The following is a 23,181-nucleotide window of genomic DNA, read 5'->3' on the forward strand; positions in this document are numbered from 1 at the left end:
CGATTACAAGTGGTGGTGGAGTCACGTTAATCCCGCCTGCCCTTCTGACAAATAGCCAATCTTCCAGAAGTCGAGGAGGCCATTGGATCGCTAGGCCTTTTTGCGCAACCACTGCAAAAACCCCTTCCTCTCCACCACCTTCGGCACTTCCTGAGTCAGTGTCTGCGCCTTGTTCAAGCGGAAATCCAGCAGCGCCTTCATCGACTCGCCAATGTCATGCCGCGCATCCAGGCAGGGTTTGAGGTAGTCCTTCTCGATCCGGTACAAGCTGCAGGCGGTCTTGGCGATGAAGTCGGCCGGCAGCGCGGAGTCCGACAGGATCCCGCCTTCGCCGATCACCTCGCCCGGGCCCATGCGCCCGGACTCGAACTTGACGCCGCCGCGGCTCAACTCCACCGAAACCACCCCGGATTCGATGATGAACAAATGGTCGCTGACTTCCCCTGCCGGCAGGACCATGTCCCCGGTACGGAAGTTTTGCAGGGTCATGTGCTGGCTGAAGGTCTCTTTCTCTTCCTGACGCAAGGTTGAGAAGATCGCCGAACCTTCCAGCAATGCCCGAGGCCGTGACAAGCCGCCCGGCGCATTCGGTTCTACGGTCGACAACAGGCTGACGCCCGCCGCCTGCAAATGCCGGTACGACAGATCGAACAACAGATTGCGCACCATGCGTTTCTGGTCCATCGAAACCACAAAGCCACTGATTTCGTATTCCACGCCGGCGGCGCTTGAGCCCTTGAGTGCGACGCACGGTGCCGGTTTGTTCAACAAAAAGCGGCAGCCCTGCATCGCCCGTTCCAGCGCATCGATCACCGTTTGCGGGCGCGCGTGCGGGCTCAGTTGCAGGCTGATCGATACGCCAAAAATGTCGCTCGGCCGGCTGAAGTTGATGATCTTGGCCTTGGCTGCCAGCGAATTGGGGATCACTGCCATGCTGCCTTGGGCGGTTTGCAGGCGCGTGGCACGCCAGTCGATGTCGATGACCCGGCCCTCAGTGCCATCGATGGAGATCCAGTCATCGAGTTGATAGGGCTTGGTGGTGTTGAGGACGATCCCGGAGAACACGTCGCTGAGGGTACTTTGCAAGGCCAGGCCGACGATGATCGCCAAGGCGCCGGAGGTGGCCAGTACGCCTTTGACCGGCAGATCGAGCACGTACGCCAGCGCCGCGATGATCGCGATCAGGAAGATCACCGCGCCCAGCAGATCCTGAAGCAAGCGCCCGGTGTGCCCGACCCGCTGCATCATCACCGCGCCGATCAGCACTGTCAGGGTCCGCGCGCCGAACAGCCACCAACCAATCTGCAAACCGGTGGCCGCCAGGTGCAATGGCACGTTGTCGGCCCAAGGCGCTACCTCCAACGGGTTCAAGCCCTCGTTGAACAACAGGACGCTGAACAACGAGAAAATCACCAGTCTGACCAGCAGTTTCCAGTTGCTGCCACTGGCACTGATCAAGCGCCACAGCCCAAGATCGACCACGATCAGGACCAGGGCGCAGACCAACGGATGATCGGTGAAAAAAGACAGCATTGAACAACTCCAACGAAGGCCAATGGCGTGAAGATCTCACACATTGGGCACAGTGTAGGAGGGTTTCATGCAAAACCAATGTGGGAGCGAGGCTGCTCGCGATGGCGGTGTGACAGTCACTGCACAGGTGTCTGTTATACCGCTTTCGCGAGTAGCCTCGCTTCCACCGGGGATTTAGGTTGCCAGCCGTTATTTGCTGTTGGTCAGTGTGTTGAAGCTGGTCATCAGGTTGCGATAGTCCGGAATGTGGTTGGAGAACAAGGTGCCCAGCCCTTCCACGTCGTTACGCCAGTCGCGATGCAGTTCACAAGCCAGGCCGAACCAGGTCATCAACTGCGCGCCGGAGGCCGACATGCGGTCCCAGGCCGATTGTCGGGTCAGCTCGTTGAAGGTGCCGGAAGCGTCAGTCACCACGAACACCTCGAAGCCTTCGGCGAGCGCCGAGAGTGCCGGGAACGCCACACAGACTTCCGTCACCACGCCAGCGATGATCAGCTGTTTCTTGCCAGTCGCCTTGATCGCCTTGACGAAATCTTCATTGTCCCAGGCATTGATCTGGCCAGGACGGGCGATGTAAGGCGCATCCGGAAACAGCGCTTTGAGCTCTGGCACCAGCGGGCCGTTGGGGCCGTTTTCGAAACTGGTGGTGAGGATGGTCGGCAACTTGAAATACTTGGCCAGGTCGGCCAGGGCCAGCACATTGTTCTTGAAACGGTCCGGTTCGATGTCGCGCACCAGAGACAGCAGACCCGCCTGGTGATCAACCATCAAAACCGCAGCGTTGTCCTTGTCGAGACGTTTGTAAGAAGTAGTCATTGCAGCAGTCCTCGCGTGTTGTCGATGCCGAATGGATGTCGGCGTGGGGTAGTCGTTTAGCGCTGGGAGTCCAGCACTTCGTGTTCATTCGCCACTTGCTGAGCCTTGAGGTAACTTTCGATCAACAATTGATAATGCGGCATGGCCTGGGCGTAGACAGCGGCCCACTGCTCGGCATCCGGACGGTTCCACGAGCCTTGCAATTCAGAGAGCGTGGCCATGATGTCGATCGGCACGACTCCGGCCTGTGCCAAACGGGCGATGGTCAGATCAGTGGCCAGTTTTGAGTGGTTGCCGGAGGCGTCGACTACCGCAAACACTTTGTAGCCCTCATGCACCGCTGCGATGGACGGAAACGCCAGGCATACGCTGGTCAGCGTGCCGGCGATGACCAGGGTTTTTTTGCCGGTGGCTTTTACTGCCGCGTGAAACTCGGCGTTGTCCCAGGCATTGATTTCGCCCTTGCGTGCCACGTATTGGGCATGCGGAGCGGCTTCGTGAATCTCGGGAATCAACGGCCCATTGGGGCCTTGCGGGACGGAAGCGGTGGTAATCACCGGCATGTTCAGCAGGGTCGCGGCTTTGGCCAGGGCAATGGCGTTGGCGCGCAGTTGTGGCACGTCCATGTCCTTGACGATCTGGAACAGCCCACTTTGGTGATCGATCAACAGCATGGCGCTGTCGTTAGGGTCGATGATCGGTTTCAGGCCGTTGAAGTTGGCCGCGTTGACGGTATTCATGTGCGTTTCCTCTTTCGTTTGGGCAACAGCCATCCCTGGCCTGAGAACCGGCCTACGCATCCTGTGTAGAGCGGGTGGTTGAAGCGCGACGGGTTAACCGTGCATCTGGCCGAAGCGGCCAGACTGGAAGTCGGCGAAAGCCTGGTGAATTTCTTGCTCGGTGTTCATCACGAACGGGCCGTGCCCGACAATCGGTTCGTCGATCGGCTCACCACTGAGCAACAGCACTACGGCGTCCTGGCTGGCTTCCAGGGTCAACTGATCGCCGTCGCGATCAAACAACACCAACTGGCCTTCGCCCACCGACTCCTGACCATTGACCAGAACCGTGCCGTGCAACACCACCAATGCCGTGTTGCGACCTTCGTGCAGGTCCAGGGTCAACAACTTGCCGTCCTTGAGACGCAAATCCCAGACGTCAATCGGCGTGAATGTGCGCGCCGGACCGGTGTGGCCGTCGAACTCACCGGCGACCAAGCGCAGGTTGCCGGCCTGGTTCTTGAGCGGGATGTTCGGGATGTCGCCATCGAGGATGGTCTGGTAACCGGCGTCGGCCATTTTGTCCCTGGCCGGCAGATTGACCCATAGCTGCACCATTTCCAGAGTGCCGCCGGATTTGGCGAAACTCTCGGAGTGAAACTCCTCATGCAAGATCCCCGAAGCAGCGGTCATCCACTGAACATCGCCAGGGCCGATCGTGCCGCCGCTGCCGGTGGAGTCACGGTGTTCCAGTTCACCCTTGTAAACGATAGTCACGGTTTCGAACCCACGGTGCGGATGCTGACCAACGCCACGTCGTTCGGTGGTCGGGGTGAATTCGGCAGGAGCTGCATGATCCAGCAGCAGGAACGGGCTGATGTGCTTGCCCAGGTGGTCGTAGGAAAACAGCGTACGAACCGGAAAACCGTCGCCGACCCAATGGGTGCGTGGACTGGTGTAGATACCGATGATGTTTTTCATGGTGTCTCCTGATGAGGTGCGTGAAGCCATGGACACAGCTTAAAACTCGAACCTTTGGTGCGCTAGACTGCAAAAATCAGTCTTTGCGTTCTATTTGGGGAACGATAATGGAAGACCTCAACACCCTTTACTACTTCACTCAAGTGGTGGAACACGGCGGTTTCGCTCCGGCTGGTCGGGCGTTGGACATGCCTAAATCGAAGCTCAGCCGACGCATCGCCGAGCTTGAAGAGCGCCTCGGTGTCCGCCTGTTGCATCGCACCAGCCGCCATTGTTCGTTGACGGAAATCGGCCAGGCTTACTACCAGCGTTGCCTGGCCATGCGCGTCGAAGCAGAAAGTGCCGCCGAACTGATCGAACGCAATCGCTCCGAGCCTCAAGGCCTGGTGCGCATCAGTTGCCCGACGGCGCTGCTCAACTCCTGGGTCGGGCCCATGCTGACGCGCTACATGCTCAAATACCCGTTGGTGGAATTATTTATCGAGAGCACCAATCGCCGGGTCGACCTGATCCACGAAGGGTTCGATATAGCCCTGCGTGTGCGCTTTCCGCCACTGGAAAACACCGACATGGTGATGAAGGTTCTGGGCAACAGTACCCAGTGCGTGGTGGGCAGCCCAGCCTGGGCCGAACGCCTGTCGTCCCCCGCCTCCCCTGCCGACCTGAGCGGTTTGCCGAGCCTGCATTGGGGAGCTGCCCAGCGTGAATATCAGTGGGAATTGTTCGGCGCCGAAGGCGCCAGCGCACTGATTCGACATACGCCACGCTTGGTCACCGATGATTTGCTCGCATTGCGTCATGCAGTGGTTGCGGGTATTGGCATTGCGCACCTGCCGAGCGTAGTGGTGCGCGATGACATGGCGGCCGGTCGGTTGGTCAACCTGGTGCCGGGTTGGGAACCAAAATGCGGAATCATCCATGCAATCTTTCCTTCTCGCCGTGGACTGCTGCCGTCGGTGCGCACGTTGATCGACTTTCTGGGAGAGGAGTTCAACCACGCTGACATCGCCTGATGTGATGCGACACGCGGGGCTGGTGGATTTTTTATTTCGGACATAATATCGATCGGGATTACAACCATAATATCCGTTCCGCCCGAGGACATATCTATGCAAAGCCCCACCCGCGAAGCCACGCTTGCTCAATGGATCGCCCAGGAACACGCCATGCGCGGCCGCCTCGCCGGCCCTGGCAGCCTGTCCATGGCCGACGTCAGCGCGCTGTCGCCCGCCGAGTTCTTCGACGGCATCGGCAACGGTGAACTGCCCTCGCCGCCGATTGGCGCGCTGATGGATTTCATCCCCATCGAATGGTCAGCCGGGCTGTTTATCTTTCAGGGCACCCCTGACGCACGGCATTACAACCCGCTGGGCAGTGTGCATGGCGGGTATGCAGCGACGTTGCTGGACTCGTGCATGGGCTGCGCGATTCATTCACAACTGAAGAAGGGTCAGGGCTATACGACGCTGGATCTGCGAATCAGCTATGTGCGTGCGCTGACGGGCGCCAGCGGGCCGGTACGCGCCGAGGGCAAGATCGTTCACTTGGGGCGTTCAACCGCGCTGGCCGAGGGGCGGATTTATGATGTGGATGGGCGGTTGTATGCGACGGGGTCGACGACTTGCATGATTCTTGAGGCGCGCACGTAAGCATCGCACCGGGCTAGTCACGCGTGAGGTGCTGCCCGAGACTTTTCATGGCGCGCTGCAGCTGATCAACGGCTTCATCGATGAGTGCGGCGCGCCCCTCGGCGCAGGCTCGCTCCAGATCCTCGCAACACTCGATCAAGCGCTCTGCGCGGACAATCCGCGCACTGCCCTTGATGCGGTGCGCCAGTTCCTGAAGACGCGGACGGTTGTCGCCAACATGCGCTTGCAGCAAATGAATACGGTCATCGTGGTTGGACTGGGCCAATTCACGCAACAATCGATTGATCAGGGTCCGGTCTTCACCGACGTAACGCTCCAGCCCCGTCAAGTCGATCCCGGTCGCTGAATGATCTTCAATCGGCGCGGGCAAATCGGCCGCGAATCGAGCCCCCAGCCACCCCCTCAAATCCGCCAGCAGGATTGGCTTGAACAAGCAGTCGTCCATGCCCGCTTCCAGGCATCGAATCTTTTCCTCAGGCTGCGCATTGGCGGTAAACCCCAGAATCATGGTGGGCGGCAATCCATAGGCACGCTCTTCATCACGAATCGCGCTCGCCAATTCATAACCGCTGAGCCCTGGCATATTGCAGTCGCTGATGACAACATCGAACTCATGGGCGCGCCATTGTTCGAGACCTTGTTCGCCATCCTCGGCCTCTATGACACAGTGCCCCAGATAGCTCAGCTGACGGTTCAGCAACAAGCGATTAACCAGAAAGTCATCGACCACCAAAACTGTCAGCGCTCGGGTGGATAGCGCTATTCCACTGTCCACCGCATCACAGGGGGACAACGCTTTCAAAGCCACCAGCGACAGACTGATGTCGGCCTGAGTGCCCTGCCCAAGGACGCTGCCGAGCACCAGCCGCCCCCCCATCATTTCGCACAGGGTGCGACTGATCACCAGCCCCAGACCGGAACCTTTGCGGCCCGACTGTTGGCTGTTGCCGACCTGGACGAACGGGCTGAACAAGCGCTGCTGATCTAGTGCGCTGATGCCAATGCCGGTGTCTTCGATATGAACGTTCACCGCCAGATGACCCGAAATTCCCGGCACAACCCGCAGTGTCAGGCTCACCCCACCTGTCTGGGTAAACTTGATCGCATTGCTCAACAGATTGGACAGCACCTGCTTGAAACGCGTTGGGTCGATCAGCACGTCACGGTCACTGCGCGCCTCCAGTTCAACTCGCCATGTCAGACCTTTCTGCCGAGCCAGGCCTTCGAACACCCGGCATACCGATGTCACCAGCGCATGCAAATTGACACGCTCGGGTGTCAGGGACAAATGGCCGGATTCGATGCGGGCAATGTCCAGGATATCGCCAATCAATGCCAGTAACTGCTGCGCGGCAGTGGACGCTACCTCCAGGGCGTCACGGTCGGCGACGCCCTCTTCTGCCCGCATCCCGGCCAATTCGAGCATGCCGATCAGGGCATTCATCGGCGTACGGATTTCGTGGCTCATGGTCGCCAGAAATGTTGTTTTCGCGCGATTGGCGTCGTCGGCGGCGTCCTTGGCGTCCTGCAATTGCTGCAACCACCGTTGACGTTGGCGGATCTGTCGGCGCTGCCAGGCGATCCAGCCGAAGGCCAGCAGGAGTAACACGGCGGCAGCGGCAAACGCCTGCAAGATGGCTGGGCGATGACGCAACCAATAGCTGTCATCCACCACCACATCATTGCCCCAGCGGGCGATCAGTGCGTCCATTTCTTCGGGCGAGATGCTCAGCAATGCCTTGTTCAAGATCGATTGCAACTCCAAAGCTTCGCGATCCGTCGCCAGCGCAATACGTGCCGGTTCATCACCCACGGTACTGCTGATCCGCAAACGGCCCTGGTAATAGCGGGCTATCAGGTAACGGGTCATGAACAATGAACTGAGTGCCGCGTCGGCCTCCGTTTTCATGACCAATTCCAGGCCTTGCGCCGGACTTTCAACATCCACCATCCGCACGCCCGGCACCCGCGCCTGAATGAGCGTGCGTATCGGGTGGCTGTGATGAATCGCCAGTCGTTTACTGGCCAGGTCCTCCAGCGTCTTTGGACTACCCGGCGTGTTGGCACTGACCAGCGTGTACGGATTGGTCAGATAGGGCCTGGTGAAATGCAGGTCTGCTTCACCTTCTGTGGTAGGGATAATCGCGGGTATGACATCGATTTCGCCCACCTTGAGTTGCTGAATCTGCTGGTCAACGGATTGGCCCCTTAGCACGTTGAAGTGCAAACCGCTGCGCTGGCTGATCAGCGTCAGCAACTGTGCCGTCAACCCATTGAATTGCCCCTCGGCATTGAAGAATGTCAGGGGCGCAAAGTTCTCGGCCACCCCGACAGTCACCGTCGGATGACGGTCCAGCCAGCGCTGCTCACTGGCGCTGAGGTTGACGCGCTGCTGTCCCAGCCGGTTGACCTTGCCGGCGCTCCAGCGCTGATCGATGGCTGCGCGTTGATCCAAGGGAATCGCCGCCAACGCCTTGTCGATGATGTGCTTCAGCGGCAGGTTGTCCCGAGCCAGAGCAAAGCCGAAGGGGTTGGCGTCGAGCCCGGACGGCCCCACTAACTGAACATCATTGGGGTAGTTATTGTTGATCAGGTAACTGGCGCTGATGAGGTCCCCCAGGTACACGTCATCTTGCCCATACGCCACCGCCCCGAGCGCATCGAGCGCTGATGGATAACGTTGCAGACTCGCCTCGGGATAAAACGTTTCTACCGCTCGCGCAGGCAAATAGTCTTCGACCATGGCGATGCGTTTACCCGCCAGGTCCTCGGGCATGCGCTCGTCCCATCGGGTGACCAGCATCGGCAGATCTTCCGCATAGGGGATGGACAGGACTAATTCGGGGTCGGCCGCTTCGAAATTGTTCGAGGTCCCAAGCAAATCAAGCGCATCGAATTTCAAAGCCTCCATGGCCGCTTCCCGCGTGCCATAACGCTGAACCTCAATGGGAATGTTCAGCAGTTGCGCAATCAATCGGGCGTAATCGGCGGTGATGCCTTCCAGCTCATTGTGTTTGCCTGTGACTTCGAAGGGTGGGTAGTCCGGCCCGCTCACCCCGAGGCGCAGAACACGCTTGCTGCGCAACCATTGCCGGTCCTTTTTATCCAACCGGACCTCATAACCCGCCACAATCGAACGCCCCAGCAGCTGCAAGGACTTCGGCTGATCATCCTGGGCGACCAGCGTCGGCGGCACCAGGCATAACATCAAGGCGCACAGCAGAATACGCACGTTAAGGCGCCCTCAGATCAAGTGATTGCGTATGGCGAAATCACGTAGATGAACAGCCGCCTTCACGCCGAGTTTTTCGATCAATCGGGTCTTGTAGGTACTGACCGTCTTGTGGCTCAGGTGCATCGCCTCGGCGATGGCCTTGTTGGTGGTACCCCGGGCGAGATACTGGAGGATGGTCAGCTCGCGGTTGGAGAGTTTATCGATCATTTGTTTTTCGCTTTGCGAAAGCGCGTCCATTGATGCGCTGGGCAGCTGCGCGAAATAGGTGTACCCGGCGATCAACGCATGTATGGCCTTGTGTAATTGACTGAGGTCGTTGGTCTTGGCGACATAGGCCAAGGCCCCGGCGCGCATGCAACGCTCCTGAAAAAACAGCGGGTCAAGAGACGTGAATACCAGCACCCTACACGCCAAATTGCTGACTTTGATTCGCTCCAGAACATCCAGCCCGTTACCGCCGGGCATCACCAGGTCCAGAATCACCAGATCAACGTTGTGCTCACGGAGTATCACCAACGCCTCACCGACGCTGGCGGCTTCATAAATCAGTTTGAAACCTTCTCGCTCAAGTACCATTTTGACTGCGGCGCAAACCACCGGATGATCGTCCACAATCAGCACTGACGTCATGGCAACTCCCTGTGCAAAAAATCGACGATGCGGCCACGTCTGCCCGCCGGAAAAGTCCGGAATAGACGCAGCAGCGGCGCGAGAACTCTTACATTGTCGGGTGGCCAAATCTACCTGTCAGAAATGACAGTCCAGACGAACGGTCACCTCGGTTTCAATCCACCATTGGCCCCTCGGGTAATGGTGCGCGCGCATCAACATCGACGCTGGACATCAAACGCTGGATGCACATCGGGTCAGGAAGCGATATTGGACTCACATGAATCGTCTGTTTTACGCAGAGAGGCATAGACGCCAATCGAGAAGGCTGGTCGTTGAAAATCAGGGCATGCCGCACCTGGCAGTTGTCGAGGAAGAACTCGTACAGGTCCAATGATCCAGCGGTTAGTGCAGCATTGATGACCACCAGGTCAAACGGTTCACAACCGTACTCGACCAGGGTCAACAGTTCTTCAAGATTTTGAACCGGTGCCACCCGGTAGTAACCCAAATGGTTGAACAGGCGCTCGACCTTCATCCGATGAAAGTGTTGCTCGTCGGCGATCAGGATTCGTAATGCTGGGTTCGTCAAAGCGAAGTCCACAAGGTATCAATGTGGGGCGCTAGGCTACGGAAGACTGATGTCGGCCTATGTAGGACTTTTCCTAATTACTCGGTCATATTTCTGAAGCAAACGAGGGAACGAGGCCGTCAGCATGAAGGCGCGATAGCTTTTCTTCGGTGATCAGGATTCGCCCGCAAGCCGTGCCGGGTGGCATTCGCACTCATGAAAAACCAGAGCCAATACCAGCCGAATTTAAGATTGCAGGGTTGCCCTGCAACATGGAATCTCCCACATTGGGCCTGTATACACAGGTCTAGTGTGGGAGCGAGCCTGCTCGCGATGGCAGCCACAGAGGCGCCGAAAATCTCAGCTGGCAGTGGCCAACAACAAGTCCACCATCGAGCGGCTGTGTCCACGGCTTTTGCCATGCTCATACAACGAACCGGCAATCTCATCCGCCCGAATCGGCAGGATTGACAGCAAAGTGTCGCTCAACCCATGGCTTGCCTGGCAGAAGCCCTGCATATAAATGCCGGCCTTGCAGCGTTCATCAGTGATCAGCTTGTAGTTGCGATCAACTTCAAAATCCCCCAGGTACTGCTCCATCGGCGCCAGCAATTTGCGGTGCATCTGCCGCTCATAACCGGTGGCCAGCACCACGGCGTCGTAATGACGCACCGTGACTTCACCCGTGGCGTTGTTGCGCACCGCCAGCTCGATCCCGCGCTCGGTGGCGGTGGCTTTTTCGATCGTGGTCAAGGTGCGGAACGCATGGCGTGCGATACCCGAGACTTTCTGGCGATAGAAGATGCCGTAGATGCGTTCGATCAGGTCGATGTCCACCACCGAATAGTTGGTGTTGTGGTACTCGTTGACCAGGCGTTCGCGCTCGCTGTGGGCTTGCTGGAACACCAGGTCGGTGAACTCCGGCGAGAACACTTCGTTGACGAACGGGCTGTCATCCGCCGGCTTCAGCGCCGAACCGCGCAGGATCATGTCGACTTGCACCGAGGGGAAGCTGTCGTTCAAATCGATGAACGCTTCCGCGGCGCTCTGCCCGCCACCGATGATGGCGATACTCATCGGCTGGTTGTTCACACACGGTTGTTTGGCCATTTGCGCCAGATACTGCGAGTGGTGAAACACACGGCTGTCATCCTTGAGCGACTTGAACGCTGGCGGAATGCGCGGTGTACCGCCAGCACTGACCACCACTGAACGCGTGGTGCGAACATGCTGATGACCCTGTGCATCGCGCGAGATCACCCGCAATGCTTCAACCTGCTGGCTGTGCAGCACCGGCTCGATGGTCAGTACCTCTTCGCCGTAACGGCTCTGCGTTTCAAATTGCGCGGCGACCCAGCGCAGGTAGTCGTTGTATTCCATGCGGCACGGATAGAAGGTGCCGAGGTTGATGAAGTCCACCAGACGACCGTGATGCTTGAGGTAGTTGACGAAGGAATACGGGCTGGTCGGATTGCGCAGCGTCACCAGGTCCTTGAGGAAGGAGATCTGCAATTCACTCTGGGTCACCAGGGTGTTGCCGTGCCAGCGATAGTCCGCCTGCTTGTCGAGAAACAGAACATCCAGCTCGCCCTGGCTCGGCCCGCGCTCTTGCAGAGCGATGGCCAGCGCCAGGTTCGAAGGGCCGAAACCGACGCCGATCAGGTCGTGAACGATGGGCGATGCAATTGCCTGTGTCATTTCCAGTGTCCTCTGGATGAACCCCTCAACCGATGGGGAGTAAGCCTAAGTGACCTGACCGGCCTTGGCAGGTCAGCAGGTCGTCTGTTGAGTAGGAACGAGGACAGTGAAATAAAATTTAACCGGCAGGGATCAATGGGCGTCCCACTGGCGCATCCGCACCCGACAATGCTTCATCGCATTGACGATGTGCTTTTCCACCAGCGCCCGGGAAATGCCCAGGTGTTCGGCAATTTCCGGATGGGACAGCCCCTCGATCTTGCGCAGTAGAAAACTGTCGCGACACAGGGGTGACAGTTCCGCCAAGGCACGCTGGAGCATTTGCAGGCGCTGGCCGTGATCGAGGCTATTGTGCGGGGATGGCGTGAAGTAACGTTCCTCGGTGTCGAGTACTTCCAGCGATTCAACCTGACGCAGGGCATTGCGCCGATGGTCGTCGATCACCAGATTGAGGGCGGTGCGATACAGAAACGCCCGGGGTTGCTCGATGGGCGTGTCGCTGGAACGCTCCAGGACCCGCACATAGGCGTCATGCACCACATCTTCGGCCACCTGGCGGTTGCCTAGCTTGGCGTTCAGGAAACACACCAGCTCGCGATAGTAGTTTTCCAACATGACTCCCGGCCGCACGGATGCGGTTTCTGTCCTTGAGCCCCATCGTCGACCGCCCAAATGGGCAGTGGCACGATAGTGGCAGTTCGAGTTGCGTAATTTATAGTAATTCTCATGTAGATTTAAAGTATTGGTTTGCCTTACACGATAAATAGCTACAGGTGTAACCCTATGTGTCAAAACCTAAATTCCACGCCCCGCTCCTCGTTTACAGGACAGCTCCCCGTCTCTGTCAACTTCCCCGACAGCGTTCGGCTGTCGCCACTCTCTGCGCGCAGGTTGAACGACGGGCCGACACCCATTGGCCGGAACCCTGCATGAAACGTCCCCGACAGACCCGACGCGCCCTGCTTGTAGCACTTGGCATGATCCCCGTTATTGCTGTCGCCGCCTGGCAGATCATCCCGCCTGGCCGGGATACATTCGCCACCGTGCCCGTCAGTCGTGGCGACATTGAAAGCAGCGTCACCGCATTGGGCACGCTGCAACCTCGGCGTTATGTCGATGTCGGCGCTCAGGCGTCCGGGCAAATCCACAGGATTCATGTGGAGGTCGGCGACGTGGTCAAGGAGGGTCAGTTGCTGGTGGAAATCGACCCGTCCACGCAACAGGCCAAACTCGACGCCGGGCGCTTCTCCATTGAAAACCTCAAGGCGCAGCTCCAGGAGCAACGGGCTCTGCACGAACTCGCGCGGCAGAAATACCAGCGCCAGCAGAACCTCAAGGCCGGCGGCGCCACCCGCGAAGAAGACGTGCAAACCGCCCAGGCCGAACTGCGCGCCACCCAGGCTCGCATCGACATGTTCCAGGCGCAGATCCGCCAGGCGCAAGCCAGCCTGCGCAGCGATCAGGCCGAGCTCGGTTACACGCGGATCTACGCGCCCATGTCCGGAACGGTCGTCGCTCTCGACGCCCGTGAAGGCCAGACGCTCAATGCCCAGCAGCAAACTCCGCTGATTCTGCGCATCGCCAAGCTGTCGCCGATGACGGTCTGGGCCGAGGTTTCCGAAGCCGACATCGGCCACGTCAAACCCGGCATGAATGCCTGGTTCACCACCCTCAGCGGTGGCAATCGTCGCTGGAGCAGCACCGTACGGCAGATTCTGCCCGTACCGCCCAAGCCACTGGACCAGACCAGTCAGGGCGGCGGCAGCCCGGCCAGTTCGAGCAAAAGCGGCAGCGCGCGCGTGGTGCTGTACACCGTGTTGCTCGACGTCGAGAACGCCGACAACGCGCTCATGGCAGAAATGACGACACAGGTGTTTTTCGTGTCCGACCAGGCCAAAAATGTACTCACCGCGCCCATTGCCGCGCTGCAAAGCGGCGTGGAACCGGGCAACCAGACCGCGCAAGTCGTGGCCAAGAACGGCAGCATCGAGCAGCGCGAAGTTCGCACCGGTATCAGTGATCGCCTGCGGGTGCAGATCCTCGATGGCTTGCAGGAAGGCGATCACTTGCTGATCGGCCCGGCCGACGGGAGTGGCGGCTGAATGCAGACGCCCCTGATCGACCTGCAAGACATCCGCAAAGCCTACGGCGGCGGCGACTCTCCCGAAGTGCATGTGCTGCGCGGTATCGACCTGTCGATCCATGCCGGGGAGTTTGTGGCGATTGTCGGCGCCTCCGGGTCCGGCAAGTCGACGCTGATGAACATCCTCGGCTGCCTCGACCGCCCCACTTGCGGCGAATACCGTTTCGCCGGGGAAAACGTCGCCGGGCTCGACAGTGACGAACTGGCCTGGCTGCGCCGTGAAGCCTTTGGTTTTGTGTTTCAGGGGTATCACCTGATTCCGTCCGGCTCGGCCCAGGAAAACGTCGAGATGCCAGCCATCTACGCCGGCACCCCGGCGGCCGAACGCCATGCCCGCGCCGCCGCCCTGCTCGACCGCCTTGGCCTGGCTTCGCGCACTGGCAACCGCCCGCACCAGCTCTCTGGCGGCCAGCAGCAACGTGTCTCCATCGCCCGCGCCTTGATGAACGGCGGGCACATCATCCTCGCCGACGAACCCACCGGCGCCCTCGACAGCCACAGCGGCGCCGAGGTGATGACGTTGCTCGATGAACTGGCGAGCCAGGGCCATGTGGTGATCCTGATCACCCACGACCGTGAAGTCGCGGCAAGGGCCAAACGCATCATCGAAATCCGCGACGGCCTGATCATCAGCGACAGCGCCCGCGACAACCCCGACGTGCAGGCCTCCGCCAATCCCGGTGCGTTGCAAGCCGTGGACTTGCGCAAGCGTCTGAGCGAAGGCGCCGAAGCCACTGGTGCGTGGAAAGGCGAACTGGTCGATGCGGTGCAAGCGGCGTGGCGAGTGATGTGGGTCAACCGCTTCCGCACTGCGCTGACGCTGCTGGGGATCATCATCGGCGTGGCGTCGGTGGTGGTCATGCTCGCCGTCGGCGAAGGCAGCAAGCGCCAGGTGATGGCACAGATGGGCGCCTTCGGCTCGAACATCATTTACCTCAGCGGTTCGGCCCCCAACCCGCGTACCGCGCCGGGCATCGTCACCCTCGATGACGTCGCGGCGGTGGCCAGCCTGCCGCAAGTGATGCGGATCATGCCGGTCAATGGCCAGGAAGCCGGGGTGCGTTTCGGTAACCTCGACCACTTGAGTTACGTCGGCGGAAACGACACCAATTTTCCGGCGATCTTCAACTGGCCGGTGGTCGAAGGCAGCTACTTCACCGAGGCCGACGAACAAAACGCCGCAGCGGTCGCGGTGATCGGCCACAAGGTGCGGACCAAACTGCTCAAGGACGTGGCCAACCCGATTGGCCAATACATCCTCATCGAAAACGTGCCATTCCAGGTGGTCGGCGTGCTCGCGGAAAAAGGCGCCAGCTCCGGTGACTCGGACAGCGACGACCGCATCGCCATCCCCTACTCCGCCGCCAGCGTCCGGTTGTTTGGCACGCATAATCCCGAATACATCGCCATCGCCGCCGCCGATGCGCGCAAGGTCAAAGAGACCGAAAAAGCCATCGAGCAACTGATGCTGCGACTGCACAACGGCAAGAAGGACTTCGAATTGACCAACAACGCCGCGATGATTCAGGCCGAAGCGCGCACGCAAAATACCCTGTCGCTGATGCTCGGTTCGATTGCCGCGATTTCGCTGCTGGTCGGCGGGATTGGCGTGATGAACATCATGTTGATGACGGTGCGCGAACGCACCCGCGAGATCGGTATCCGCATGGCCACTGGTGCACGGCAACGCGACATCCTGCGGCAATTTCTGACCGAAGCGGTGATGCTTTCGGTGGTCGGTGGGCTGGCCGGTATCGCCCTCGCGCTAATGGTCGGCGGTGTGCTGATTCTGAGCGAAGTCGCTGTCGCGTTCTCTTTGATAGCGGTGCTCGGCGCCTTCGGCTGCGCCCTGGTCACCGGTGTTGTCTTCGGCTTCATGCCGGCCCGCAAAGCTGCCCGACTCGACCCGGTCACGGCCCTTACCAGTGAATGATCTTTCCATGAAGCCGCCCCTCACTCTGTTGACGCTCTGCCTGTTGCTCGGCGCTTGCGGCTCTCCCGCCCAGCGCCCGGACAGCGGCCTCCAGCCGCCGGCCGCGTGGCAATCTCCACACAATGAAAGCGCCACCCGCAGCAACCAGCAATGGTGGACGCAGTTCGGCAGCCCGCAGCTGGATCAACTGATCGAACAGGCGCGCGTCGGCAGTTTCGATCTGGCCGCCGCCATCGCCCGGGTGCATCAGGCCCAAGCGGAAACAGTGGTGGCCGGCGGCTCGCAACTGCCGACGGTCACGGCGGGGTTGAATGCCAACCGGCAAAAACTGCTGCGCGGCAATGGCTATAGCCAACTCGATGCCGACAGTGACAACAGCGCCGTGGATTACTTCAATGCCAACCTCAGCGCCAGCTACGAAATTGATTTCTGGGGCGGCCAACGCGCTTCCCGAGACAGCGCACAGTTTGCCTTGCAAGCCAGCCAGTTCGATCAGGCCACAGTGGAACTGACCCTGCTCAGCAGCGTGGCCAGCGGCTATGCACAAACCCTGTCGCTGCGCGAACAGAGCCGCATTGCCGAGTTGAACCTGGCAAATGCGCAGAACGTTTTGAAACTGGTGCAGACCCGCTTCGACTCAGGCTCGGCGACCGCACTGGAACTGGCGCAGCAAAAAAGTCTGGTCGCGGCGCAACAACGGCAACTGCCACTGGTGCAGCAACAGGCTCAGGATGCTTCGATCAGCCTCGCGGCCCTGCTCGGTCGGCCGGTGCAGCAATTACCGCTGAGCGTGGAACACTTTGATCAACTGTCATGGCCGACCATTGATGCGGGCGTGCCCAGCGAACTGATCAAACGTCGCCCGGACATTGCCCGCGCCGAAGCGCAGTTGGCGGCGGCACAGGCGAATGTCACCGTGGCCCGCGCCGCGATGCTGCCGACCGTGACCTTGAGCGCTGAAATCGGCTCCGGCGCTGACCGCGCCGCTGATATGTTGCGCAACCCGTTTTACAACCTGACTGCGGGCCTGGTCGCACCGATCTTCAACAATGGTCGCCTCGGCGCCCAGCGCGACAAGGCCACGGCCCGCCAGGAAGAACTGCTGGAGACCTATCGCAGCGCGATCATCAATGGTTTCGCCGACGTCGAAAAAGCGCTGAACAGCATTCGCGGGCTGGATGAACAGCGGCAGTGGCAAGGTGAAGAACTGAAACAGGCGCAGACCGCGTTCGACATCGCTCAGAGCCGCTACCAGGCTGGGGCCGAGGATTTGCTGACGGTGCTGGAGACGCAACGCACGCTGTATGCGGCGCAGGATTTGAATGTGCAGCTGCGGTTGTCGAGGTTGCAGGCGAGTATTGCGCTGTACAAGGCGCTGGGTGGGGGGTGGCAGGTTTTGTGATTTGTGTCGCCAATGAGTCCGCCATCGCGGGCAAGCCCGGCTCCCACAGGATTTATGTCGCACCCAATTCATGCGGCACACCTAAAACCCTGTGGGAGCGGGCTTGCCCCGGGCGGCGTTCCGACGATGAACGATAACGCGGTTTAACTGATAACCGGCTTAGCCTTCAAATGCCGCGCATACCAAGGCCGCTGCGGCACCTTGCGGAACAAGTCCGCCAACTTCTTCTCATCCTCGCCAAACGTTATCCGCAACGCCAGCTTCATGGTTTCCGGGTCCATCTCCACTGATTTTCCCGCCTGCAACCCCGGCGTGGTGCTGCAACCGTGAGTGCTCGGCCCCAACCACGGATCAGCGACTTCCACCCAGCGCCCCGGCGCAAACCACGGCACGCCGTTAATCTCCAGCCGATTCACTTCCCCCGGATGAAAGCGTTCATGCGCGCGAAACCAGTCGTCCAGGCGATCATCGATCCAGCCGTGGAAATGCCAGAACACAGGGTTCACATGGGACGAAAACGGATCGCCAAGGAAGTCGTTTTCCGGCGCAAACCAGCGTGGGGAGAAGTCCGCCGGATCCCGGGCGAACGGCACCGGCTGGCCGTTGGACGGGTCACGTGGCACCGAGGCCCAGCGCATGTGCAGCCAGTCGTGCAGACCCAATTCCACCTCTGAACCGAACTGGCCCAGGGTCAGCTTCGACAGATAACGTGGGTCGCGATAGCGCGATTCCCACACCTGGAAATTACTGTAATACGTCTCGGCGGTCTTGATGTCGCTGACCCATTTCGAATATTCGGCATCGTCGTCGGCCAGCCAGGTCGGCGGCAGTGCGGTGCCGTCGTGGTTGTCGCAGTATTGAGCGAAGCCGAGACGATCACGAGCCAGCTCCGGCTGTGGCAGCGGGAAGTGAGGCCATGACGGCAAGTCCTGCATCGACCGCGCCGTGCCGAGCATGTGCCGGTGCATGAAGAAAAAATCCACGCCTGAGCCGTTGCGATCCTTGCGCGCACCGCGAGCATCGCGCTCCTGATCACGCGGCCCAGGCTGCCAGCCGAGGCCACGCAGGGCATTGCGTTTGTCTTCGGCCAAGGTGTGCCATTTGTCCCGAGTGGCATGCCAGAGCTGGTGAAACAGTCGATGCTCGGGTGAAATCAGCCAGGCCAACAGCGGCGCATTAAGTCCGGTGCGCTCGCGGGCTTCGGGGAAGACCCGTTTGATGGCGATAAAGCGATTGTCCTGCGCGGTCATCATCAGCGGTCGATCGAGGTTCAACACCCGACCGCTGAGCGTGCCGCTACCGGCATTGCCGAAACCGGCCCAGACCTCGTCCAGCGCCATGCTGAATTCGTAATCGGGGGTACCTTTCGCCGAATTGGCATCGACCAGCCGCCAGCTCAATTGCGCCACCTTGGCATCGGCCAGATCGCCAAGCACTCGATAGCGCGGTGCTTCGCTGGAACGCAAACGCTCGGCGGTGTCGAGAAAGCCGATCAGGCCGTGCCCTTTGTGGCCGACATCCAGAAACAGCTCCAGACCGTCGCGCGGCAAACCTTCAATACCCGCATCACGCCCCTCAAAACGAATCTGCCAGACACCGCGCAGCGTGTCCGCCAGCTGTTGGCCGGCGGAATCCGCCACATCAAAAGAAGCTTCGCCGGGGGTGATCGTCGGGTCCGGTTTCGTCCATTCGCGATGCCCATAAAAAGCCACGGGCACGACGGCACCGGTCAGCGCCAGGCCTGCCATGAACCCTCGTCGAGAAATCGTCATTGCCCTACCTGTGTCAGCCTTGAAGCAGGCTTTATCCAAGCTAGAACGTTCACCCCCTCCGAAAATTTAAAAGCATTGCGGCTCCAACGATCGTTCCCACGCTCTGCGTGGGAATGCCTCAACGGACGCTCCGCGTTCGGCTCTTCAAGGGACGCGGAGCGTGGGAACGATCAAAAATTTAAAAGCATCGCCAGCAGGCTGGCTCCCACAAGGATGGTGTGAACACCGCAGATCCCCTGTGGGAGCGAGCCTGCTCGCGATGAGGCCATCAGCCTCACTAAATTTCCAATGGCATGACTCGTTCCTCCCAGATAGCAAAGCCCCCACGTCCACACCGGGGCAACGAACCTGACTGAGGTGAACATGACAAACCCACGTTCAAAAAAGGCGCTTTACCTCGGCCTGCCCCTGGCGCTCGCGATCAGCGCCGGTGCCGGCTACGCGGTCTGGGATCACTGGTTCAAGGGCAACCCCGGTTACCCGGTCAAGGTGATGCAACAGGCCGACGAGCTGCAAACGCGCATCCTCTCCTTCGACAGCCACATCACCGTACCGCTGGACTTCGGCACCGCCGGCAACGAAGCCGACAAGGACGGCAGCGGCCAGTTCGACCTGGTCAAGACCGGGCGCGGACGCCTGTCCGGCGCCGCCCTGACCATCTTCGGCTGGCCGGAAATCTGGAATGGCGCCAACGCACCACACCGCCCCACCGAAGGCTTTGTCGACGAAGCCCGATTCGAGCAGGAAACCCGCTACAAAATCATCAACGCCATGGTTCGCGATTTTCCCAATCAAGTTGCCATCGCCTACACCCCGGACGATTTCCGCCGGTTGCACGGCGAAGGCAAGTTCGCGGTGTTCATCAGCATGCTCAACGCCTACCCCCTGGGCAACGACCTGAACGCGCTGGATAAATGGGCCGCACGGGGCATGCGCATGTTCGGCTTCAGCTACGTGGGCAACAACACCTGGGCTGACTCATCGCGGCCACTGCCGTTCTTCAATGACTCGCGCGATGCCCTCGGCGGTCTGTCGGACATTGGCAAACAAGCCGTGCATCGCCTGAATGATCTCGGCGTGATCATCGATGTGTCGCAGATGTCGACCAAGGCGCTGGAGCAAGTCGCGCAGCTGAGCCGCACACCGATGGTCGCCTCGCACTCGGCACCGCGTGCGCTGGTGGACATTGCGCGCAACCTCAGCGACCAGGAAATGCAGTTGATCAAGAACAGCGGCGGCGTGGTGCAGATTGTCGGCTTCCCGACCTACATCCGCCCCTTGAGCAAAACCACCCAGGACAAGCTGAACGCCCTGCGCGCCCGCTTCGACCTGCAACCGTTGCAAGGCCTGGAAATGGCGCTGATGCCCGGCGACCCGGTGATCACCGTCTGGTCCGAGCAACGCTTCGGCGAGTACGCCAGCCAGCTCTACGCGATTGTCGACGAAGAGCCGAAAGCCACGCTCAAGGACTACGGCGACGCGATTGACTATGCGGTGAAAAAAATCGGCATCGACCACGTCGGCATCAGCTCCGATTTCAACGACGGCGGCGGCCTGGATGGCTGGAAGGATGTCAGCGAAGCCCGCAACGTCACGGCCGAGCTGATCAGTCGCGGCTACAGCGAGGCCGATATCGCCAAGCTGTGGGGCGGCAATTTCCTGCGGGTCTGGGACCAGGTGCAGCAGTCTTCCAGGCCGGTGGCGAAAAACTGAATCCCCTTTGCAAAAGCGAACCTTGCTGATGACCAACCGTCGTACATTCCTCAAGCAGGCCGGGATTCTCGCGGCCGGCCTGCCCCTGAGCAGCGCTGTGATGTTGCCGGCACGGGCTGCCAATCCGCAGCCGCAGCCCAAGGACAAATGGGCGCAACTGCGCCAACTGTTCGATCAGGATCCGGACTATTTGCACTTCGCCAACTTCCTGGTGACCTCGCACCCGCGACCGGTGCGCGAGGCCATCGAATGGCACCGCGCCAACCTCGACCGTAACCCCGGTCGGGCGATGGATTGGGACTTGGGTGAAACGGAAAAACGCGAGCAGGAAGTACGCGTCTGGGCCGGACGTTACCTCAAGGCCGAGCCTGAGCAAATTGCCCTCACCGGCAGTACCACCGAGGGATTGTCCCTGATCTATGGCGGCATTCATGTACGCCCGGATCAGGAAATCCTCACCACCGAACACGAACACTACGCCACGAACTACGCGCTGGATTACCGGCAGCAAAAGGACGGGGTCAAGGTGCGCAAGCTCAAGCTGTTCGAGAACAGCCGCGACATCTCCGTCGATGAAGTGCTCACGTCGATCAGCAAAGGCATCCGCCCGCACACCCGCGTACTCGGCATGACTTGGGTGCAATCCGGCAGCGGTGTGAAACTGCCGATCGGCGAGATCGGCAAACTGGTCGAAGAACAGAACCGCAATCGCGACGAAAAGGACCGCATTCTGTATGTGGTCGACGGCGTGCACGGCTTCGGTGTCGAGGACCTCGACTTCCCCGACATGCACTGTGATTTCTTCATCGCCGGCACCCACAAATGGATGTTCGGCCCACGCGGCACCGGGATCATTTGCGCCTGCTCCACCGAGCTCAAGGACGTCACGCCGACCATTCCGACGTTCTCCGAAGCCACCACCTTCTCAACCATCATGACCCCTGGCGGCTATCACAGCTTCGAACACCGCTGGGCGCTGGACGAGGCGTTCAAGCTGCACCTGGAACTGGGCAAGGCCGAGGTGCAGGCGCGTATTCATGCGCTCAACACCTATGCAAAAAGCCGCTTGCTGGAACACCCGCAGATCGAACTAGTCACGCCAAAGAGCCCGGACTTGTCCGCCGGCTTCACCTTCTTCCGCATCAAGGACCGCGACTGCGAAAAAGTCGCAGCCCAATTGATGGAGAACCGCGTGGTCTGCGACGCGGTGGAGCGCGACGCCGGCCCGGTGATCCGTATTGCGCCTGGCCTGCTCAACACTGAAGACCATATCGACCGCTTCATGGCGATGCTGGCCAAGAGCCTGTGATTTCCTCTGATCGAGATGACTCATGACCCCTGATTTACTGAACCTGCCCCTCAAGGCAATCGCCCTCACCGCGCTCATGGCCAGCCTGTTGCCCGCCACCGCCCAGGCCGCCGCCCCACCGCAACCGGGCAAGGTCTTCAAGGACTGCCGCGACTGCCCGGAAATGGTGGTGCTGCCCGCCGGTACCTTCACCATGGGCACGCCGGACGATGAAGTCGGCCGCGAGCCCGACGAGGGGCCGATGCATGACGTGACCTTCGCCAAGCCGTTCGCCATGAGTCGCTTCCAGATCACCGCCGGCGAGTGGGACAGCTACGTGCGCGAGAGCGGCGTGACCATTGCCAACGGTGACACCCGACCGGGCCGCGAATGCGTCGCCAGCAAACCGCGTTATCCTCAGACGCCCCGCCAGCCAGCGGTGTGCATGAACTTCGATGACGTCAAAAACTACGTCGCCTGGCTGTCGAAAAAAACCGGGCAGACGTACCGCATGGTCAGCGAAGCCCAACGCGAATACGCCGCGCGCGGTGGCACCAAAGGCCCGTTCCCCTTCCCGTTCGATGAAGGCAAGGAATACAGTATCGCCAAACATGCCAACACCTATGGCCCGGCGGACGGTTTCAGCTACAGCTCGCCGGTGGGCAGCTACGCGCCGAACGCTTTCGGCATGTACGACATGCACGGCAACGTTTACGAATGGGTCGAAGACTGCGAACACCCGAACTACGTCGGTGCGCCCACCGATGGCAGCGCGTGGCTGGAAGCCAACTGCGAAGCCGTGCGGATTCGCGGCAATGATTGGGGTGAAGCGCCGGTGTTCTCCCGCTCCGGCAACCGCAATAGCCAGTACCCGCAAGAGCGTGGGGACTGGATAGGCTTTCGCGTTGTGCGCGAGCTCTAAGCCTCGCGCCTCATTGATCGTTCCCACGCTCCGCGTGGGAATGCCGCCAGGGACGCTCCGCGTTCCGCTGGTGAATGTGACGCAGAGCGTCACCGAATGCATTCCCACGCGGAGCGGGGGAACGATCAACCATCCCGCCCCACCGCCAGTCGGCACCCAGCTAAATTAAGCCTTCCACCAGACGTTCTACTGGGTAT

Annotated in this window: 18 protein-coding genes; 8 read left to right on the top strand and 10 right to left on the bottom strand. The window is 60.2% G+C overall.

Going from position 1 to position 23,181, the window contains the following annotated elements:
* Positions 1-90 precede the first annotated feature (90 nt).
* From PMI22_RS24430 to PMI22_RS24415, 4 genes are all read right to left on the bottom strand, one after another.
* Entirely contained in the window at positions 91-1,533 is a 1,443-nt protein-coding gene (locus PMI22_RS24430; RefSeq protein WP_007943415.1) for a mechanosensitive ion channel family protein, read from the bottom strand.
* Between the two features lie 189 nt (positions 1,534-1,722).
* The gene (gene ycaC, locus PMI22_RS24425; RefSeq protein WP_007943416.1) at positions 1,723-2,349 is read right to left on the bottom strand and encodes an isochorismate family cysteine hydrolase YcaC; all 627 of its coding nucleotides are present in this window, start codon (positions 2,347-2,349) and stop codon (positions 1,723-1,725) included.
* A 56-nt stretch (positions 2,350-2,405) separates the two neighbouring features.
* The gene (locus PMI22_RS24420) at positions 2,406-3,089 is read right to left on the bottom strand and encodes an isochorismatase family protein (protein WP_007943417.1); all 684 of its coding nucleotides are present in this window, start codon (positions 3,087-3,089) and stop codon (positions 2,406-2,408) included.
* 93 nt (positions 3,090-3,182) lie between these two features.
* The gene (locus tag PMI22_RS24415) at positions 3,183-4,049 is read right to left on the bottom strand and encodes a pirin family protein (protein ID WP_007943418.1); all 867 of its coding nucleotides are present in this window, start codon (positions 4,047-4,049) and stop codon (positions 3,183-3,185) included.
* Positions 4,050-4,156: 107 nt separating this feature from the next.
* Between PMI22_RS24415 and PMI22_RS24410 the strand changes: the two genes are divergently transcribed.
* Together PMI22_RS24410 and PMI22_RS24405 are read left to right on the top strand one after the other, a co-directional pair.
* Positions 4,157-5,062: a LysR substrate-binding domain-containing protein gene (locus PMI22_RS24410; RefSeq protein ID WP_007943419.1), complete on the top strand. Its 906-nt coding sequence runs from the start codon at positions 4,157-4,159 to the stop codon at positions 5,060-5,062.
* Positions 5,063-5,158: 96 nt separating this feature from the next.
* Positions 5,159-5,698 carry a PaaI family thioesterase gene (locus PMI22_RS24405; RefSeq protein ID WP_007943420.1) on the top strand — a complete coding sequence of 180 codons (540 nt, stop codon included), beginning with the start codon at positions 5,159-5,161 and terminating at the stop codon, positions 5,696-5,698.
* A 13-nt stretch (positions 5,699-5,711) separates the two neighbouring features.
* On the opposite strand, the gene PMI22_RS24400 is transcribed toward PMI22_RS24405, so the two are convergent.
* The 5 genes from PMI22_RS24400 to PMI22_RS24380 form a co-directional block, all read right to left on the bottom strand.
* On the bottom strand, positions 5,712-8,930 hold the full coding sequence (locus PMI22_RS24400) for a transporter substrate-binding domain-containing protein (RefSeq protein WP_007943421.1): 3,219 nt from the start codon (positions 8,928-8,930) through the stop codon (positions 5,712-5,714).
* Between the two features lie 12 nt (positions 8,931-8,942).
* On the bottom strand, positions 8,943-9,563 hold the full coding sequence (locus tag PMI22_RS24395; protein WP_007943425.1) for a response regulator transcription factor: 621 nt from the start codon (positions 9,561-9,563) through the stop codon (positions 8,943-8,945).
* Between the two features lie 154 nt (positions 9,564-9,717).
* Entirely contained in the window at positions 9,718-10,134 is a 417-nt protein-coding gene (locus PMI22_RS24390) for a hypothetical protein (protein WP_033048835.1), read from the bottom strand.
* Between the two features lie 339 nt (positions 10,135-10,473).
* Entirely contained in the window at positions 10,474-11,811 is a 1,338-nt protein-coding gene (locus PMI22_RS24385; RefSeq protein WP_007943428.1) for a lysine N(6)-hydroxylase/L-ornithine N(5)-oxygenase family protein, read from the bottom strand.
* 132 nt (positions 11,812-11,943) lie between these two features.
* Positions 11,944-12,426 carry a sigma-70 family RNA polymerase sigma factor gene (locus PMI22_RS24380; RefSeq protein ID WP_033048830.1) on the bottom strand — a complete coding sequence of 161 codons (483 nt, stop codon included), beginning with the start codon at positions 12,424-12,426 and terminating at the stop codon, positions 11,944-11,946.
* A 314-nt stretch (positions 12,427-12,740) separates the two neighbouring features.
* Here PMI22_RS24380 and PMI22_RS24375 point away from each other — a divergent pair, with 314 nt between their 5' ends.
* The 3 genes from PMI22_RS24375 to PMI22_RS24365 are packed head-to-tail and all read left to right on the top strand — an operon-like array spanning position 12,741 to position 17,289.
* Positions 12,741-13,913: an efflux RND transporter periplasmic adaptor subunit gene (locus tag PMI22_RS24375; RefSeq protein WP_007943430.1), complete on the top strand. Its 1,173-nt coding sequence runs from the start codon at positions 12,741-12,743 to the stop codon at positions 13,911-13,913.
* The gene (locus PMI22_RS24370) at positions 13,914-15,887 is read left to right on the top strand and encodes a MacB family efflux pump subunit (protein ID WP_007943431.1); all 1,974 of its coding nucleotides are present in this window, start codon (positions 13,914-13,916) and stop codon (positions 15,885-15,887) included.
* Between the two features lie 7 nt (positions 15,888-15,894).
* Positions 15,895-17,289, top strand: coding sequence for an efflux transporter outer membrane subunit (locus PMI22_RS24365; protein WP_007943432.1), 1,395 nt, complete (start codon positions 15,895-15,897; stop codon positions 17,287-17,289).
* Positions 17,290-17,432: 143 nt separating this feature from the next.
* Here the strand turns inward: PMI22_RS24365 and pvdP are convergent, their stop codons facing one another.
* Complete coding sequence (gene pvdP, locus PMI22_RS24360) at positions 17,433-19,061, bottom strand: pyoverdine maturation tyrosinase PvdP (RefSeq protein WP_033048831.1); 1,629 nt, start codon at positions 19,059-19,061, stop codon at positions 17,433-17,435.
* Positions 19,062-19,424: 363 nt separating this feature from the next.
* Between pvdP and pvdM the strand changes: the two genes are divergently transcribed.
* Genes pvdM through pvdO form a run of 3 tightly spaced genes read left to right on the top strand, consistent with a single transcriptional unit; the run spans position 19,425 to position 22,984 of the window.
* Positions 19,425-20,774 (top strand): pyoverdine-tailoring dipeptidase-like protein PvdM, encoded by a 1,350-nt coding sequence (gene pvdM / locus PMI22_RS24355; RefSeq protein ID WP_007943434.1) that lies wholly within the window; start codon positions 19,425-19,427, stop codon positions 20,772-20,774.
* A gap of 28 nt (positions 20,775-20,802) precedes the next feature.
* Positions 20,803-22,083, top strand: coding sequence for a pyoverdine-tailoring periplasmic protein PvdN (pvdN, locus tag PMI22_RS24350; RefSeq protein WP_007943435.1), 1,281 nt, complete (start codon positions 20,803-20,805; stop codon positions 22,081-22,083).
* Between the two features lie 22 nt (positions 22,084-22,105).
* A complete protein-coding gene (gene pvdO / locus PMI22_RS24345) occupies positions 22,106-22,984 on the top strand; it encodes a dihydropyoverdine dehydrogenase (RefSeq protein WP_007943436.1) in 879 nt (292 codons plus the stop codon).
* Positions 22,985-23,181 lie beyond the last annotated feature (197 nt).

Origin of the sequence: Pseudomonas sp. GM21 (genome assembly GCF_000282215.1) — a bacterium.
GTDB lineage: Bacteria > Pseudomonadota > Gammaproteobacteria > Pseudomonadales > Pseudomonadaceae > Aquipseudomonas.

What these genes read in the sequence shown, in the direction of transcription:
- PMI22_RS24380 (WP_033048830.1), bottom strand. Translation starts at nt 12,426, where the DNA reads ATGTTGGAAAACTACTATCGCGAGCTGGTGTGTTTCCTGAACGCCAAG.
- pvdM (WP_007943434.1), top strand. Translation starts at nt 19,425, where the DNA reads ATGACAAACCCACGTTCAAAAAAGGCGCTTTACCTCGGCCTGCCCCTG.
- pvdN (WP_007943435.1), top strand. Translation starts at nt 20,803, where the DNA reads ATGACCAACCGTCGTACATTCCTCAAGCAGGCCGGGATTCTCGCGGCC.
- PMI22_RS24375 (WP_007943430.1), top strand. Translation starts at nt 12,741, where the DNA reads ATGAAACGTCCCCGACAGACCCGACGCGCCCTGCTTGTAGCACTTGGC.
- pvdO (WP_007943436.1), top strand. Translation starts at nt 22,106, where the DNA reads ATGACCCCTGATTTACTGAACCTGCCCCTCAAGGCAATCGCCCTCACC.
- pvdP (WP_033048831.1), bottom strand. Translation starts at nt 19,061, where the DNA reads ATGACGATTTCTCGACGAGGGTTCATGGCAGGCCTGGCGCTGACCGGT.
- PMI22_RS24430 (WP_007943415.1), bottom strand. Translation starts at nt 1,533, where the DNA reads ATGCTGTCTTTTTTCACCGATCATCCGTTGGTCTGCGCCCTGGTCCTG.
- ycaC (WP_007943416.1), bottom strand. Translation starts at nt 2,349, where the DNA reads ATGACTACTTCTTACAAACGTCTCGACAAGGACAACGCTGCGGTTTTG.
- PMI22_RS24395 (WP_007943425.1), bottom strand. Translation starts at nt 9,563, where the DNA reads ATGACGTCAGTGCTGATTGTGGACGATCATCCGGTGGTTTGCGCCGCA.
- PMI22_RS24370 (WP_007943431.1), top strand. Translation starts at nt 13,914, where the DNA reads ATGCAGACGCCCCTGATCGACCTGCAAGACATCCGCAAAGCCTACGGC.
- PMI22_RS24420 (WP_007943417.1), bottom strand. Translation starts at nt 3,089, where the DNA reads ATGAATACCGTCAACGCGGCCAACTTCAACGGCCTGAAACCGATCATC.
- PMI22_RS24385 (WP_007943428.1), bottom strand. Translation starts at nt 11,811, where the DNA reads ATGACACAGGCAATTGCATCGCCCATCGTTCACGACCTGATCGGCGTC.
- PMI22_RS24405 (WP_007943420.1), top strand. Translation starts at nt 5,159, where the DNA reads ATGCAAAGCCCCACCCGCGAAGCCACGCTTGCTCAATGGATCGCCCAG.
- PMI22_RS24365 (WP_007943432.1), top strand. Translation starts at nt 15,895, where the DNA reads ATGAAGCCGCCCCTCACTCTGTTGACGCTCTGCCTGTTGCTCGGCGCT.
- PMI22_RS24415 (WP_007943418.1), bottom strand. Translation starts at nt 4,049, where the DNA reads ATGAAAAACATCATCGGTATCTACACCAGTCCACGCACCCATTGGGTC.
- PMI22_RS24410 (WP_007943419.1), top strand. Translation starts at nt 4,157, where the DNA reads ATGGAAGACCTCAACACCCTTTACTACTTCACTCAAGTGGTGGAACAC.